Below are 16786 nucleotides of genomic sequence, written 5' to 3'. Positions count from 1 at the left end.
CTTAAAATACAAAAATAGCAATCTTTTTGAATTAAAATAACTGTCTAATCCCTTTATTTACAACAGAGTCAAGCTATAACGTTTTCGTAACAAAGAGTGTTGATAAATTTAAATATGAAAACATATTTATAACAAAAAATTATAGAATTAAGGATTTTTTCTATCCTTATAAATAATTCTCATCAAACTATCTTTTGCCATTTCTGTTTGAAGAGAATCAGACATTATTTTAGATTCTTTTGGTTTTCTTGCAAATAGCTTTCTTTTAAGTTGTCTAAAAGAATTAAAATCTACCTGATAAGATAAACCAACACCTTGAGTGTAGCCTTGAACATCACCCACAAATTGCTGAATTTCGTTTTCACGATTAAATATTTTAGCTCTTAAATTACCATCTTCATTAAATAAATATTGTAATTCAAAATCTCCACCTACAGCAGATTGACTTATACCATCTCCTCCTCCTACAGGTATCCCTAAACTACCACTAAACAACCATTTATCACTAATACTTGTAGCGAAGTTAAAAACTGCTTTATTTTCTGTTTGATATGTTGAAGTGCCTGTACTGCCCTGTTCATAAGAGAACCCTATATCTACATTATCATCATTATTATCAATCACCGAATTTAAAATACCTGATGCAGACTGAATCAAATTACCCGTTAATGCCTGTTGATTAATACCTCCATTAGTTTCACTTAAAAATGTTCCTTGAGCTAATAACGAAAAGGCGTTATTATCTAAAACCGTAGGATCTTGCAAACGATACTCTAATTCTGATTTAGTTAATGAGCTCACCCCCGGAAAAGCAATATCGAAGCTTATATCTGGCTGTTCTAATGATTCTTTTAAATTTATAATTACTTGTGTTTGTATTCTTTTTGTATACCCAGCATTATCTAATAAAGGAGCTGGGTTTGCGTTTAAAGCATAAACCGCCTGCATATTTAATTGTGCATCTAAAGGATCTCCTTCCCAGTTTATAGTACCACCTGGCACCACCGAAAAAGTTTTATCAATAAAACCTCCAAACTTATAATTGTACTCACCTGTAACCACTACAAAGGTACCTTCCATTATAAATTTATCATTTGTATTAATCTCCATTAAAATCAAACCTCTACCTGTACCTTTTAAGCTACTCTTTGTTTTTGGGTCTACTATAATTTCCACTTCTGCATCTGGTGTAATATCTAAATCAAAAAATAGCTCTAAACCTTCATATTTTTCTAACTCTCTTGCCTTTTCATCTTCTTTTGTTTCATTTTTATTGATGAAATTTATAAATGAATAGTCACCTATTGTCGCAACATCACTTAACGGAATTTTCAGAGAGGTACCTCTTGCTGTTTTCCCCTCTACATCAATACTTAATGCTTTTGTTGGCCCGTAAATTCTACCTGAACCATTTAAATAACCTGTCCCGTAATATAAAACATCTTCTTCAAAACCTGTATTTAAAATTAGTAATCGATCTTTATTTGTATTTAGGTTTAAATCTAAATTCCAATCTCTAAAAAAACTATGATTGATCGTACCATTTAAAGTTGCTTTCGTTTTTTGAGATACATCTGTTAATTGTATATTCTGAAAGTCAAATGTTTGGTCTGATAAAACGACTTGAGAATTAAAGCCAAAATCATAATCCACATTTAAATACGGTATGCCGATACCTGCGTTTGATAAGTTTAAAACGCCTGATATTGAAGGGTTATCTATTCGCCCTTGCACTCTTGCATTACCTGAAACAAAACCTCTGATATTTGATAAAACCGGCTCACCTAATGGTCTAAAGGGCTCTAAACTAAACGAGTTAAATGTAGCAAGTAAATCTGCCTGGGTAGAGTTACCACTAATATCTAAACTACCATTAACATCTAACTTATCTACACCATTATCTGTAAGTCGTGTACTTAATGCTATTTTAGTCAAGTCTTTATTACCAAAAGCATTAACAATCATATCACCTAAACGAATAGTATTGACAGAAAAATCTTTTATTTCTAAATTAGATGTCGGTCTATAAACTTTATCTTTTTGTCTAATATGCAACGTTCCATCTATACGACCATCTAACTTTAAACTATCAATAGTTGGAGTGATTTTACTTAATGAAACTGCTTTAAACTCCAATTCCAAATCTTTATATGTTGAATCTGCTATTTGTCCATTTAATCTAATTTGCTCATTCAAATCATTGTTCATCACAATTTCTTGAATGTTTACACTATCTAATGTTTTATTAAAAATAACTTTATTATTTTTATCTCCATTTTTATTTAACAACCATGAGTTTCCTTTAAAACTAACATCAGATTTTTTCAATCCTATTACAGACTTTCTATTTTCATTAAACGTGTGGTAAAAGTTTAAATTAAATTTATCGGTAAATTTTTTTCCTCCTTTAAATTCTGTTCTAAAAAACAAAGTATCTTTTAGAGTTGTATTAATTAAGTTAAAATCTTTTACATCATAATAACTAGTAGATAAATCTGCAACAGAAACATACGTATTAAACAAGGGGTTTTTATTATCTATCTTAATATCTAAACTATCTAAAACGTTACCATATGCCTGTATACTTGGTGATTTAAAAATCAATTTAAAATCGCCTTGATCTGCAATAATTTTTCCTTTAATAAATGTATTAGCACCAAACTCTACTTCTGGTAAAAACACCTCTACTATTTTATTATAAATTTTAAAATTAAAAGCTAAGTTTTGACCTGATGAAATTTCGTATGGCTTGTAATTAGTATAAATACTACCAATAGAGTTAGCTGCTAACCTACCCAACTCAGCTACCTTAAACCTCCCTTTCATATAACCTGTAATGATATCTGGAGAATTGATATCAACCAACCTTACACTATCATTTTCAAATGAAGATGATATTTTAAAATCATCAAAATAAAAGGTGTCATTTTTGTTTTGATAACTTGTTTTCGAAAATTTAATATCACCAATAATATCATCTAAGGTATTACCTGTAATATCCATATTCACATTTCCTTTAAAAACAGAAACGCTATCTTTTATAAAGTTTAATTTATTAAAATCAGCATACCCAACTGAAGCTATAAAATTAAAATTGTTTTGCTCTTCTGCAAAATCTGCCAATCCTTTAAACGTAAACTGTATGTTGGGGTCGTTAGACACTAAAAGCCCATCAAATAGCTGATCTTTTAAGACTCCAGAAACTTTTAAATTTTTATAATTATAATTATTAAAATCTATCGCATAAACCTCTCCTATTACTTCAGTATTTAAAGTTTCTTTTATAAAACCTTTTCCCTCAACATTAAAATCTAAAGAGGTTTTACCTAAATCTGCATTTCCAACAAAAAAACCTAAATCAAAATCTATTAAAGAGAAAAACCCCTTATAAGATGCATTGTCTATTTTTTTAATATCCGTAAGCTCTAAATCTGAATAACTACTACCAATAGCTGTATTTATATTAACTTTTGAGTTTATAGAGTTTTCTGTAACTGTTGCTTGCCCCCTTATTGTAAACTCTCCTAATTTCTCAAAAGAAGATGGTAATGTTTTACCTAGTAAATTCGGCATCAAGCTTCTTAACTGATAATAACTAGTAGATATATTTCTAATATCTGCCTCCATCACAAAAGGTTGTTTACTTTTAAAAAGATTTTTAAAGTTGAAATTACCTCTTATACCTGTATTTTCTGATGTTAAAAATAAATTGGTTGCCGTCAAATCATTTAAAACACCTGTTACATTTGAAGAAAAGTACGCGATTTTCCCTGCTCCGAATTGATCATATAATTTATTAATTTCATCAAAAGCTACTTTAGAATCTACAAAATCTGCTGTGAATTTAACTTTATTCAAAAAATTAAGAAAATCACCAGGACCATAGTCCATCATTAAATCTCCTTTAATATTCGATTGTTTTGTTTCTATAACTAGTGAGTCAAAATTCATTCTCTCTTTTGTATACTTAAAAAGAGTTGACATATGCTCTACAGAAATACCTCTTTTACTTTCAAAAGACAACCTATCTATATCTGCAGTCACATCAGGGCCTAAAATTTTAAAATCGCCAGCATTAATATTTAAATTAGTAAAATTTAATGACTCGCTATTCTCTAAATTATAATCAATTAATTTAAACTCACTATTTTCAATAGTTACACCTGATGCTGTTAAAATAAAAGGTGGTGTACCCGGTTCTCTTGGCTTACCATCATCTAGCTTATCTACAAAAACATTTAAATTTGTTGTTGTTTCTCCTTTGTAAGTTTTTAGCTTAAAATTAAGCTCTTCGATTTTTATCGCACCAAATTCTAAATCTCCCTTAATTAAATTACCAATATTAAGAATAGAAGTATTTAGCTTATTTATGTAAAAAAGTGTATCCTTTTGGTAATCTCTAACATAAACACCTTTCAAATCAGTATCCCATGTTATTAGTGATATCTTTACTTTATCTAAAAATATATTGGTACCAAACTCTTTATTTATAGAGTTGGTTGCATAAGAAGCGATATTTGTTTGCACAAATGGAATTGAAAAAACTAAAGTCGCAACAACACAGGCAATGATAATTACCAAAATTGTTCTGACCAATATTTTAAGTAGCTTTTTGATAGTGATTTTATGTTTTACCTTTGTACTTCAAATTTTATTCCAATCTATGATGGAAAATAACAGTATTTATATTTTAGCTATCGAGTCTTCTTGTGATGACACATCTGCGGCCGTTTTATGCAACAAAACAAGACTCAGTAACGTTGTGGCAACACAAAAAATACATGAAGAATATGGTGGAGTTGTTCCTGAACTGGCATCCAGAGCACATCAGCAAAATATAGTTCCCGTAGTTCACCAAGCATTAGCCAAAGCAAATATCGATAAAAAAGAGTTATCCGCCATAGCTTTTACACGCGGACCTGGACTTATGGGTTCATTATTAGTTGGAACCTCTTTTGCCAAGTCATTAGCAATGGGTTTAAACATACCATTAATAGAGGTTAACCACATGCAAGCGCATATTTTAGCTCATTTTATTGAAGAAGAAAATAACAAAACTCCAACATTTCCTTTTCTAGCAATGACCATTAGTGGTGGACACACACAAATTGTTCTCGTTAAAGATTATTTTAAAATGGATATTTTAGGACAAACACTCGATGATGCTGTTGGTGAAGCTTTTGACAAAAGTGCTAAAATACTAGGTTTACCTTACCCTGGCGGCCCTTTAATCGATAAATATGCTCAAAGCGGAAACCCAAAAGCTTTTCCCTTTCCTAGGCCCAAAGTTGACGACCTGAATTTTAGTTTTAGCGGGTTAAAAACTAGCATTCTTTATTTTATCCAAAAACAAACTAAAGAAAATCCGAATTTTATAGAAGAAAACAGAGATGATATCTGTGCTTCTATTCAATATACTATTGTTGATATTTTAATGACCAAGCTTAAAAAAGCGGTTAAAAAAACAGGTGTTAAAAGAATAGCAATTGGCGGTGGTGTTTCTGCTAATTCAGGCATAAGAAAAGCTCTTGAAAATGCAGAGAAAGATTTAGGATGGACAACTTACATTCCTAAATTTGAATATTGTACAGATAATGCAGCAATGATTGGCATTGTTGGATATCTAAAATATAAAGAAGAAAAATTTACAGACCAGAGCGTTACTGCAAAAGCACGCTATGTAATTAATACATAAAAAAATAATGGCTTACAATGACCGTTTAGCAAAAAGAATTGAATCTTCCTTTTATTATTTTCCAAAAGAGATTTCAAATGAAATTACACAGAAGAAAATGTTTGGCGGACTTGTATTTTTATATAAAGGTAAAATGACTATTGGAATCATGAAAAATGATTTAATGGTTCGGGTTTTAGGCGACCAGATGGAAGTCATTATGAAAAACTCTCACGTAAGACCTATGGACTTTACAAAAAAACCAATAAAAGAGTTTATTTACGTAAACCTTAATGGTTTTAAAACAGAAGAAGAATTACAACATTGGGTAGAATTAGGCGTAGCACACGCCCAAAACAAATTAAAATAATATGCAGCTTTTTTTTAGTCCTGATATTAATGAGGATACTCCACAGTTTACATTTCCTGCTGATGAAAGCAGACATATTGTAAAAGTACTTCGTAAAAAAGAAGGAGACACGCTACATATCACAAATGGAAAAGGTTTTCTTTTTGAAGCTACAATTATGGCTACAGATATTAGAAAATGTGCTGCAACAATTATAAAAAGCACATATTATCAAAAAAGCGAACCTTGCCTGCATTTAGCAGTAGCTCCAACTAAAATGAACGATCGTTTTGAGTGGTTTTTAGAAAAAGCCACAGAAATTGGTGTTTCTGAAATCACACCAATTATTTGCGATCATTCTGAGCGAAAAGTTATAAAGTTAGAACGAATGCAAAAAGTATTGCAATCAGCAATGAAACAATCATTACAATTTCATTTACCTGTTTTAAACGACCCTATTACTGCAAAGGCTTTTATTGAAAAAAATTCACCAATTACAAATAAAAAAGATCAATTTTATATAGCTCACTGCGAAGAAACAAAAAAAGTTGATTTAAAAGAACGTTTAACACCTACTAAAAATGCTATAATACTTATTGGTCCTGAAGGTGATTTTAGCAATTCAGAAATAAAGACTGCGCTAAAAACAGGTTACGAACCTGTTTCTTTAGGAGAAAACAGATTAAGAACTGAAACTGCAGCTATTTTTGCTTGTGCTACAATGAAATTTATAAACTAAAAAAAAAACAACTATTCCTTTACCAAACTTGCTTTTGTAGCTCCAGTAATATCAAAATTATCATTTTCAACAATCAACAATATTGAAATTTTTTCATTTGCATTTACAATGCTAGGTATCTGAATAGTTTCACCACCCTTTGCATTTGGTTTTATATACTTTTCAGCAACTACAATATTACTATTTATTAAAGTTCTGTTTCTATTTTCTCCACGTTTTACTTCTGTACTTCTTTTATCTAAAACCAAAACTACTCGCATTTTTTTTAATGATAAATCTCCCTTAATTTCATAATTAAACTTAACAAAGCCAGAACTTACCTTTACATTTGAAAATGTCACATCATTATCTATTTTTTTACTTTTAAATGTATTTATATTCGAATACATCTCTGATGAATTAGAACCAACAAAATGTGTTGCTCCATTCACTACAACTTGTGGCGTGTAATTGCTTCTATTTTTAAATTTGTAGTTGTAAGCTGTTTGCTTTTCAGTGTATACTGCTTTACTAAATGGGTCTTTCCACCCTATATAGTTCCAATAATCGACATGATATGATAACGGAATAACTTCTTTGCTATATTGTTTTTTAACCTTCTCTAATAAAGCATCTGCTGATGGACAGCTAGAGCAACCTTGCGAGGTGTACAATTCTAACACCACCACTCCTTTATTTTCTTCTGAATTTAATGTACGAGCTCCTTTTTTACTTGAATAAGAATCAAATTTAAATGACATGATTAGTAAGCTTATTAAAAGTAATGCAAAAATTATCCCTTTATTCTTCATAATATTTTAAATTTGAAACTATAGAGAAAGTCGATTTTACATGAAAGTACTTACTGCTTTATTGATTTTTACCAGTATTTTAACAACAAATGCTCAAGATATTGCCATTTTAAAATACAATGGTGGCGGAGATTGGTATTCAAACCCCACTGCACTACCAAACTTAATTAAATTTTGCAACGCAGAAATAGACACAAAACTTAATCCTAAAGTTGAAACTGTTGAAATAAATAGTCCAGAAATTTTTCAATATCCTTTTTTACACATGACAGGACACGGTAATGTTTTTTTTTCTGAAGAAGATACTGAAAATTTAAAAACATATTTATTGAGCGGTGGCTTTTTACATATTGATGATAATTATGGAATGGAGCCGTATTTAAAAAAAGAACTTACAAAAATGTTTCCAAACAAAGAGCTAACAGAGCTTGCAGCAGATAATCCTATTTTCAATCAAACCTATAATTTTCCTGAGGGCTTACCAAAAATTCACGAACACGATGGCAAAAGACCACAAGCATTTGGTATATACCATAAAAACAGACTCGTACTACTTTTTACGTATGAAAGTGATTTAGGTGATGGCTGGGAAGACCCTGAAGTTCATAACGATTCACAAGATATTCGTAATAAAGCACTGCAAATGGGTGCAAACATTATACAATATGTTTTTAAAAACTAAACTAAATGACCTCTAAAACCATTGCTAACGGCATTTTAAGAGCCCTTGGCGTTATCGCAGCAATTGCGCTAACATTATTCTTCTTGTACAAAATTCAGTCAGTTTTAGCTTACCTGTGCATTGCTGCAGTAATTGCATTAATAGGAAGACCTATTGTTCGTTTTTTAAGAAAGAAACTAAAATTACCCAATACAGTTTCTGTAATTATAACAATGCTGCTTATGGTAGGTATATTTGCAGGCATAATAGCTTTATTTATTCCTCTTTTAACTGAACAAGGTAAAAACCTTTCTTTACTTGATATTAACAAATTACAAGATAACTTAAATACGCTTTATTTAGAGGTTACTCAATACTTTAGTTCTTCTCCAAATATGGTCAATGAATTGCTTAAAGAATCTGAATTAGAAAAAAATATTTTGAAAGGATTAGATGTTGGTTTTATTCCTAATTTTTTAAATTCATTTTTAGGAGTTTTGAGTACGGCAAGCATTGGTTTATTTTCTGTTTTATTCATTTCATTTTTCTTTTTAAAAGACAGCATGTTATTTCAAAACGGAATTATTATGTTCGTTCCAAACGGAAAAGAAAGTAGAATGTCTAACTCGATTGAAAAGATTAACAACCTACTTTCTAGATACTTTGTCGGACTACTTTTACAACTCTTTATTTTGTTTGTAATTTACACAATTACGCTCTTTATTGTGGGCATAGAAAATGCCATTGTAATCGCTTTTTTATGCGCCCTTTTTAATGTCATTCCATACATCGGTCCAATCATTGGCGGAGTGCTTATGATTGTACTAACAATGACCACTAATTTAGGGGCCGATTTCAGCAGTATTATTTTAGCTAAAACAGGGTATGTTTTTATAGGTTTAGCGATAGGTCAATTGGTAGATAATTTTTTCTCTCAACCTTTAATTTTTTCTAACAGCGTAAAGTCTCATCCGTTAGAGATTTTCTTAATTATTATTATTGCGGGTTTACTTTTCGGAATCGTAGGAATGATTGTTGCCGTACCTGGTTACACTGCGATAAAAGTTATTTTAAAGGAGTTTTTATCTGAAAACAAACTAGTAAAATCACTAACTAAAAATATATAGTTTTACTTTGAATAAATATATATTAAAAACTGGTGTTCAAGAATTTATAGAAAAAAAATGGAATACTGACATGATGTCAGTATTGTTAAAAAAACAACTTTTCGAAGGAGTTTCTCAAAAAGAGCTAGTAGAACAACTAGAAGCTAAAAAAAAATGTAAAGACAAACTCCCTACTTGGTTTAATACACCATTTATATATTACCCTAACAAGTTAAATATTGAGCAAACCTCATCAGAACCTACAGCACAATATAAGGCTAATTTAATAGGCGGAAACTCACTAATTGATCTTACTGGAGGATTAGGTATTGACTGCTATTTTTTTAGTCAAAATTTCACTCAAATTTACCATACAGAAATTGATCAAAAAGTATCAGAAATAGCAGCTTATAATTTTGAAGTTTTAGGTAAAAAAAACATAAAAATAATTGCTCAAAATGGGCTAGAATTTCTACAACAAAATGACTTAAATTTCGATTGGATTTTTATTGATCCTTCTAGACGAAATGACGCCAAAGAAAAGGTGTTTTTCATGTCTGATTGTTTACCAAACGTTCCTAATAATTTAGACTTACTTTTTTCAAGGTCTTCTAATATCTTGATCAAGACCTCACCCCTTTTAGATTTCTCAATAGGTGTAAATGAATTTCAATTTGTAAAAGAAATTCATGTAGTTGCATTACAGAATGACGTTAAAGAATTACTGTGGATTTTAGAAAAAAATTATCAAGGCAACATTTCAATCAAGACCATAAACTTGACAAAAACAACCAATGAAGCTTATAATTTTAACCTCAACGATGAAAGAGAAGCTGTTTCAGAGTTCTCTGAGCCTCTTTCTTATATTTACGAGCCTAATAGTGCTATTTTAAAATCTGGAGCATTTAAAAGCCTTGGAAGCCATTTTAACTTAAAAAAACTACACAATCATAGTCATTTATACACCTCTGATGTTTTAATTGAATTTCCGGGAAGGTGTTTTAAAATAGAAACCGTAACTTCTTACAACAAAAAAGAGCTTCAAAAATTACGGATACAAAAAGCAAATATTACTACCAGAAACTTTCCTGATTCTGTAGCTATTATTCGTAAAAAATATAAGATTAAAGATGGCGGAGATATATACCTGTTTTTCACCACTAATTTAGAGGATAAGCTGGTTGTAATTAACTGCCGTAAAGCTTAATTAATCTTTACAATCCCACTTAAAATTAGCAATCTTAGCATTACTACCCGCTGATAAGTTATAATGCCACCACTCAGTTCTTATAGACCAAAAGCCATAAGACTCCATTACTTCTTTCAACACTTTTCTATTCTCTAAAATTTCTTGAGGTAAATCAAGATTATCATGGTATGCTTTTTTCCCAAAAAAATCAAAATCAGTCCCCATATCTAATTCTTCTCCTTCAAGTGTTACTAGTGTTATATCTACAGCGCCTCCCTTATTATGGATTGAGCCTTTTACAGGGTTTGCTACATATTGTGGATTTGGTACAATCTTCCACATTTTATATTGAACAGAATTAGGCCTGTAGCAATCAAAAAATTTGATTTTATACCCTTTCTCCATAAATTCAGCATTAGCTTTTAATAATCCTTTTGCTGTTTTTACTCGCGTATAGCACTCCGCACAATCGTACACTTGTGCTTTTAAAAAATTGTTGGTTGTAGCATATCGTAAATCGTAAGCAAAATCATCACTAAAATCAGCTAAGCGGATAAAAGTTGTATCAGCTAGACTTGTTAAACTCTTTAAAACTGGCTTATTTGGCTTAATTACATCTAAACTCTTTATTGTATCTTTTACTTTTACCGTTATCTCATCGGTACTTTGCAACACTTTTTTAGGTTCATTTTTACACGAAACAAAGAACAATAACCCCCCTATAAAGCATATAACTTTTACCACTTGCATATTTAAAAATTGATTCAAAAAATTGAGTGCAAATTACTAGAAAGATTTTAAAAATCTTTTATTTTAAAGTCTAAATCTATTTAACTTATGAATCCTCAAATGTTCCTTCTATTTATTTACAAAAGCATTAAAGCATAGTTTCTATTTAAATAGAGAAAAATAATTTAGTCTTAATGAAATACTATTAAGTCAGTAAATTCCCTTTTTCATCCCACTCTGCTTTCGTATTTCGTTTGCTCTGATCTACACATTTTGCAAGCCATTCTTCTTCATAAGCTACTCCATGCTGTTTTAAAACATCATCAGGTACACCATCCCAAACATTAGGTGAATTACCCACATATCCCAAATCTTCAATTCCCATTTTTGAGGTATAATAACCGGTTAATGTTAAATTGCGAATTAATGAGAAAAATTGAACCTCTAGGGGCCTTTCATTTTCAGGAATTTCAATATTTGGGTAGGCAATAGTGTCTAATATCACTTTTTGTTGTTCAGCTGTACTTGCAATAAACTCGACTCCAAAGTCTGTATTACTCTTATGATCTAACCACATTAAGCCACCTCGAATAGGCATTTGAAATTTAGGATAATCCTTAGTCATAAACTCAATAAAATCAGGCACTTCTGCATCTAGAGCACTACCATAACTTTCATTAGCAGGAAGAATTATAGCTACCAAAACATTAAGTGTTGACATTTCATGTGAATTTAAAAACTGATCTGCATTAAGTTTTGCTATCAATTCTTTTTCCTCTGGGGTTCTACCAAAATGTTTTTCTGCAGCCAAAGCAATATTTTCACCTGTTGGCTCTACATTTTCAGGCTTACAGCCATTAAGTGCTAAACCACCTGCTACTCCACCTAAAATAATCGATTTTATACTTTTTCTTCTATCCATTTTTTTAGATGTTTTGCATTTTAAGCTGTTCTACAATATAATCTGAAGTTCTCCATGATAAAGCTAAAATTGTCCACGTTGGGTTTTTATCTGCTTGAGAAACAAAAGGTCCTGCATCTACAATAAATACGTTATCTACCTCGTGTAATTGCTGATGTTGATTCACCACAGACGTTTTCGGGTCGTTCCCCATTCTAGTAGTACCTACTTCATGTATAATTTCTCCTGGTGCATAAATACCGTTTTTCTCAGCTAATGTAGGCTTATCACCTAAAACTGTACCTCCCATATTATGAATAATTTCTTCAAAACTATTATGCATATGTCCCACTTGTTTTATTTCATGATCCGTCCATTGATACTTAAACTTTAGTACCGGAATTCCAAATTCATCCACTTTAGTAGGGTCTATTTCACACTTATTATCTTTCTGAGGAATAGATTCTCCACGACCACCAAAACCAACTGTAGAGCCATAGTATTTTTTAACTTCATCTCTTAATGGATTACCATATCCACCAACTTTAATTCCGAAATATTTATTGAAATCATTGTGATTGAATCCAAAACCATAACTAGGCATCCCCATTCCTCCCCAAACTTCAATATGGTATCCTCTAGCAAAATCGAGATTTTTATTATCTAACCACCAAGGTGTATAAACATGCATTCCTCCAACACCATCTTCATTATACATTTTACGATTCATTAAATCAGGTATAAAAGCAGATCTACTTCCCCCTGTTGAATCATGCAAATATCTACCAACAATATCATTACCATTCCCTAAACCGTTAGGATGTTGTTTACTTTTTGAATTCAAAAGAATACGCGCAGAACTACATGCTGACGCAGCAAGAACCACTATCTTTCCTTTTAATTTATACTCTTTTCTATCTTCTTTATTAATATATGAAACTCCAGTTGCCTTCCCTTCATCGTTAGTTGTTATTTCCCGCACCATTGCATTAACAAAAAGATCTACTCTTCCTCCATTTTTTTGAGCAGGAAAAATTAAACAAGTCCCCGATGAAAAATCGGCAGACACCGAACACGCACGAGAGCATTGCCCACAATAAAAGCAAATACCTCGTTCATCATTTATTCTTTTAGTCAACATAGACATTCGTGATGGAAACACAGGAATATTAGACTTTCGAGCTCCTTTTATATAAAACAATTCATGTAACCTTGGTTTTGGAGGGGGAAGAAAAAATCCATCAGGATCATTAGGCAACCCTTCATTTGAGCCAAATACACCTATCAACTTATCTACTTTATCATAATAAGGCTTTACATCTTCATACCCTATTGGCCAGTTATCACCTAATCCATCAATACTTTTTCGCTTAAAATCATTAGGTCCAAAGCGTAATGAAATTCTTCCCCAATGATTAGTTCTTCCACCTAACATTCTTGATCGAAACCATCTAAAATTAGAGCCTTCTTCATTCGTATAAGGTTCTCCATCAATATCCCATCCGCCATAAGCACTATCAAAATCTCCAAAAGGCCTAACTGTGTTTGCACCTCTTCGAGGCGACTCATAAGGCCATTTTAGTTGTGTTTGTTGTTCTGGAGCTGCAGGATCAAAATAAGGCCCTGCTTCTACTACAGCTACTTTCAAACCTGCCTCTGCAAGTATTTTAGTCGCCATTCCTCCCCCAGCCCCTGAACCTACGATTATCACATCGTAAATGGTTGAATTTTCTATAATCTGCATAAAATAATACTTTTGGTTGCTAATTTAGCGGAGTTAAGTTACATCTTTTTTTGCTTATTAAACCATTCGTACAACTTTGGTTCTTTATAAACTACATCCCAAATAGCATGTCCGTAATTTTCATAACTAGTCAAAGAAACGTTATAACCTAAAGATTTAAGCCTATTAACCATTTCCTCTGATTCAGTATAAGGTATAATAGCATCTTTTTTTCCATGAAAAACTTTTATAGGTAAGCTTTTATCTATCCAATGTGCATAAGGTGTTGGTGCCATTCCACAAACTACAGCTAATGCGGCAAATTTATCAGGATATTCTATTGCTAAATTCCAAGCTGCTGCTCCTCCTCGGCTCAGCCCTGAAACATATATTTTTTTATCATCTATTCGATGTTGTGCTATCACTGTATCTAATAATTGCATTACGGCTGCTGTGTTCCACATTTTAGTAGGCTCTTGTAATTGTGGTACCAGTATAAGGAATGGGTATTCCGTACCATCGACTAAAGCATCTGGTGGAGCCATTTTTTCTTGCCCTTTACCTGGTATACTCCCTGAGCCATGCAAGAATAAGAGAATTCCGTATTTTTTATTTTTATTTACTTCGTAGTCTTCTGGATAATATAAATAATAATCAATCGGCTTAGTAACCACAGTCTCTAAATATCCTTCTACCACAGTAGATTGACCAGCACAAGATTGAATTTGGAAAGTAATAAGTAATAGCGTAATGACTTTTATCGTTTTGATCATGTAGAATTTTGAAAGGCAGAAGTTACAAAAAAAGATACGCAAGCACATAAAAAAACCCTGTTCAAAAAAATTGAACAGGGTTTAATAATTAGAATTGTTTATTTAAAAAACTACGCTCTTAATTTTTTAATTAAAGCTAAAGTTTCTCTTACTGTTTTTTCTAACCCTGCATAATCTTTATTAGCTAAAATTTCTTTACTAATAAGCTTAGATCCCATACCAACACAAGTTACACCTGCATCAAACCAACCTTTTAGGTTAGCCTCATCAGTACTAACCCCACCAGTAGGCATAATGCTAGTCCAAGGCTGAGGGCCTTTAATTCCTTTTACAAAACCAGGTCCATATAAATCTCCAGGGAAAAGTTTTACAACTTCACAACCTAATTCTTCAGCTGCATTTATTTCAGTTAAAGAACCACAACCTGGTGACCATAATACTTTTCTTCTGTTACAAACTATTGCAATATCTTCTCTTAAAGAAGGTGTTACAATAAAATTAGCTCCCATTTGCATGAACATAGAAGCTGCTCCTGCATCTGTTATAGAACCTACACCTAAGATCATACCTGGAAGTTCTTTAATAGCATATTTATTTAATTCAGAAAAAACTTCAAAAGCGAAATCTCCACGAGCAGTAAATTCCATTAAGCGAGAGCCACCATCGTAAACCGCTTTTAATATTTTTTTTCCTAATTCAACATCTGGATGATAAAATAAAGGAACCATTCCGTTTTCCTTCATCACATTTGCTACTTCAATTCTTGAGTACTGTGCCATTTTTTATTTTGGTTTTATTTTTAAGTGTGACTGTAATAATACAATAGATTGTAATCATTAACAATTCAAAGATAATTACAATAAAATTGATGCCAAAATTAAGACTTCTATTCATTTATCAAACTTTCATTTTAGTATAATTACCTGAAAATATAAAATCTCACATTTTTACAGGGTATAGTTTTAAAAATCAGGTTTTAATATTCAAAAATTATTATAGATAAGCCCCCTATTTACTACATTCCGCCGTAAGATACGATCAATTAAAACGACTATTATAATATAAATTTGTAAATCATAAACTTAAAAGAAGAAAGGATTTTTAAAATGCTAACATGGAAAAATATAATTAATTTTACCGTTAAAGGAAATTTAGAACCTGATTCTAAAATTTTAAAATCAGAAAATGAATGGCGCGAAATTTTATCTGATAAACAGTTTAGAATAACACGGCAAAAAGGTACTGAAAGAGCACATACTGGAGCATTATGTAGTATTTATGAGCTAGGTGAATATAATTGTGCTTGTTGCCATTCATCATTATTCGATGCTACTATCAAATTTGAATCAGGTTCAGGTTGGCCTAGTTTTACACAACCTATAAAAGAAAATGCAATTAAATACATAAAAGATATTTCTTTTGGTATGATACGAGTTGAAGTACTTTGCAATACATGTGATGCGCATTTAGGTCATGTTTTCCCTGATGGGCCTGAGCCAAGTGGGTTAAGGTATTGTATAAACTCTGAAGCTTTGAAATTAAAAAAATGAAATTATGAAAATTGAAACGATGACTGTTGGTGCGGGATGCTTTTGGTGCGTTGAAGCTGTATTAAATGAAATTAAAGGAGTTGATAAAGTTATTTCTGGCTATACAGGCGGTAAAGCTCCTGGAAGACCCACGTATAGAGAAATTTGCTCTGGTTTAACTGGACATGCGGAAGTTGTTCAAGTAACTTATGATAGTGATATTGTATCATATCAAGACTTACTTGTTATTTTTATGACCACCCATGACCCTACTACATTAAACAGACAAGGAGCTGATGCTGGAACACAATATAGATCTGTTATTTATTACCATAATGAAGAACAACAAAATATAGCAAAAGTTGTACTAAAAGAATTGGATGCCTTTTTTGAAAGCCCAATTGTAACAGAATTAAGCCCTTTAGGTATATTTTATGAAGCAGAAGAATACCATCAAGATTATTATGAAAATAATACTACAAATGGTTATTGTTCTGCTGTTATTACCCCAAAAATTAACAAATTGCGTAGTTTATATGGGAATAAGTTAAAGGCGTAATCTTATATTACTGTTTAATAAAAAAGCGATGATTTAATACATCATCGCTTTTTTACTATATAA

At 31.4% G+C, this 16786-nt stretch carries 15 protein-coding genes; 8 read left to right on the top strand and 7 right to left on the bottom strand.

Translation table 11 applies throughout. The features are described from left to right. Positions 1-147: 147 nt before the first annotated feature. Positions 148-4596 (bottom strand): translocation/assembly module TamB, encoded by a 4449-nt coding sequence (locus H0I23_RS03800; RefSeq protein ID WP_254073649.1) that lies wholly within the window; start codon positions 4594-4596, stop codon positions 148-150. A gap of 70 nt (positions 4597-4666) precedes the next feature. Here H0I23_RS03800 and tsaD point away from each other — a divergent pair, with 70 nt between their 5' ends. Genes tsaD through H0I23_RS03785 form a run of 3 tightly spaced genes read left to right on the top strand, consistent with a single transcriptional unit; the run spans position 4667 to position 6762 of the window. After that, a complete protein-coding gene (gene tsaD, locus H0I23_RS03795; RefSeq protein ID WP_216786020.1) occupies positions 4667-5695 on the top strand; it encodes a tRNA (adenosine(37)-N6)-threonylcarbamoyltransferase complex transferase subunit TsaD in 1029 nt (342 codons plus the stop codon). 7 nt (positions 5696-5702) lie between these two features. Continuing rightward, positions 5703-6044, top strand: coding sequence for a TfoX/Sxy family protein (locus H0I23_RS03790; protein WP_216785133.1), 342 nt, complete (start codon positions 5703-5705; stop codon positions 6042-6044). Between the two features lies 1 nt (position 6045). After that, positions 6046-6762: a 16S rRNA (uracil(1498)-N(3))-methyltransferase gene (locus tag H0I23_RS03785; RefSeq protein ID WP_216785132.1), complete on the top strand. Its 717-nt coding sequence runs from the start codon at positions 6046-6048 to the stop codon at positions 6760-6762. 11 nt (positions 6763-6773) lie between these two features. On the opposite strand, the gene H0I23_RS03780 is transcribed toward H0I23_RS03785, so the two are convergent. Continuing rightward, on the bottom strand, positions 6774-7553 hold the full coding sequence (locus tag H0I23_RS03780; protein WP_216785131.1) for a thioredoxin family protein: 780 nt from the start codon (positions 7551-7553) through the stop codon (positions 6774-6776). Between the two features lie 40 nt (positions 7554-7593). Here H0I23_RS03780 and H0I23_RS03775 point away from each other — a divergent pair, with 40 nt between their 5' ends. The 3 genes from H0I23_RS03775 to H0I23_RS03765 are packed head-to-tail and all read left to right on the top strand — an operon-like array spanning position 7594 to position 10527. Continuing rightward, positions 7594-8235, top strand: a complete 642-nt coding sequence (locus H0I23_RS03775; protein ID WP_216785130.1) for a DUF4159 domain-containing protein — start codon at positions 7594-7596, stop codon at positions 8233-8235. Between the two features lie 5 nt (positions 8236-8240). Then, on the top strand, positions 8241-9341 hold the full coding sequence (locus H0I23_RS03770) for an AI-2E family transporter (RefSeq protein WP_216785129.1): 1101 nt from the start codon (positions 8241-8243) through the stop codon (positions 9339-9341). Between the two features lie 7 nt (positions 9342-9348). Beyond that, positions 9349-10527: a class I SAM-dependent methyltransferase gene (locus H0I23_RS03765; protein WP_254073648.1), complete on the top strand. Its 1179-nt coding sequence runs from the start codon at positions 9349-9351 to the stop codon at positions 10525-10527. Here H0I23_RS03765 and H0I23_RS03760 read toward each other — a convergent pair whose 3' ends face one another. From H0I23_RS03760 to H0I23_RS03740, 5 genes are all read right to left on the bottom strand, one after another. Further along, entirely contained in the window at positions 10528-11259 is a 732-nt protein-coding gene (locus H0I23_RS03760; protein WP_216785128.1) for a M15 family metallopeptidase, read from the bottom strand. Positions 11260-11443: 184 nt separating this feature from the next. Beyond that, positions 11444-12160, bottom strand: coding sequence for a gluconate 2-dehydrogenase subunit 3 family protein (locus tag H0I23_RS03755; protein WP_216785127.1), 717 nt, complete (start codon positions 12158-12160; stop codon positions 11444-11446). Positions 12161-12164: 4 nt separating this feature from the next. Then, positions 12165-13883, bottom strand: a complete 1719-nt coding sequence (locus tag H0I23_RS03750; RefSeq protein ID WP_216785126.1) for a GMC family oxidoreductase — start codon at positions 13881-13883, stop codon at positions 12165-12167. A gap of 38 nt (positions 13884-13921) precedes the next feature. Further along, positions 13922-14635, bottom strand: coding sequence for an alpha/beta fold hydrolase (locus H0I23_RS03745; RefSeq protein WP_216785125.1), 714 nt, complete (start codon positions 14633-14635; stop codon positions 13922-13924). Positions 14636-14745: 110 nt separating this feature from the next. Then, on the bottom strand, positions 14746-15414 hold the full coding sequence (locus tag H0I23_RS03740) for a bifunctional 4-hydroxy-2-oxoglutarate aldolase/2-dehydro-3-deoxy-phosphogluconate aldolase (RefSeq protein ID WP_216785124.1): 669 nt from the start codon (positions 15412-15414) through the stop codon (positions 14746-14748). A 327-nt stretch (positions 15415-15741) separates the two neighbouring features. Here H0I23_RS03740 and msrB point away from each other — a divergent pair, with 327 nt between their 5' ends. Continuing rightward, positions 15742-16185, top strand: a complete 444-nt coding sequence (gene msrB / locus H0I23_RS03735) for a peptide-methionine (R)-S-oxide reductase MsrB (RefSeq protein ID WP_216785123.1) — start codon at positions 15742-15744, stop codon at positions 16183-16185. A gap of 4 nt (positions 16186-16189) precedes the next feature. After that, positions 16190-16723, top strand: a complete 534-nt coding sequence (gene msrA, locus H0I23_RS03730; protein ID WP_216785122.1) for a peptide-methionine (S)-S-oxide reductase MsrA — start codon at positions 16190-16192, stop codon at positions 16721-16723. Positions 16724-16786 lie beyond the last annotated feature (63 nt).

Origin of the sequence: Cellulophaga sp. HaHaR_3_176, from assembly GCF_019021925.1 — a bacterium.
Taxonomy (GTDB): domain Bacteria; phylum Bacteroidota; class Bacteroidia; order Flavobacteriales; family Flavobacteriaceae; genus Cellulophaga.
The sequence above is the reverse complement of the archived record's forward strand: the minus strand, read 5'-3'. Positions and strand labels throughout refer to the sequence as shown.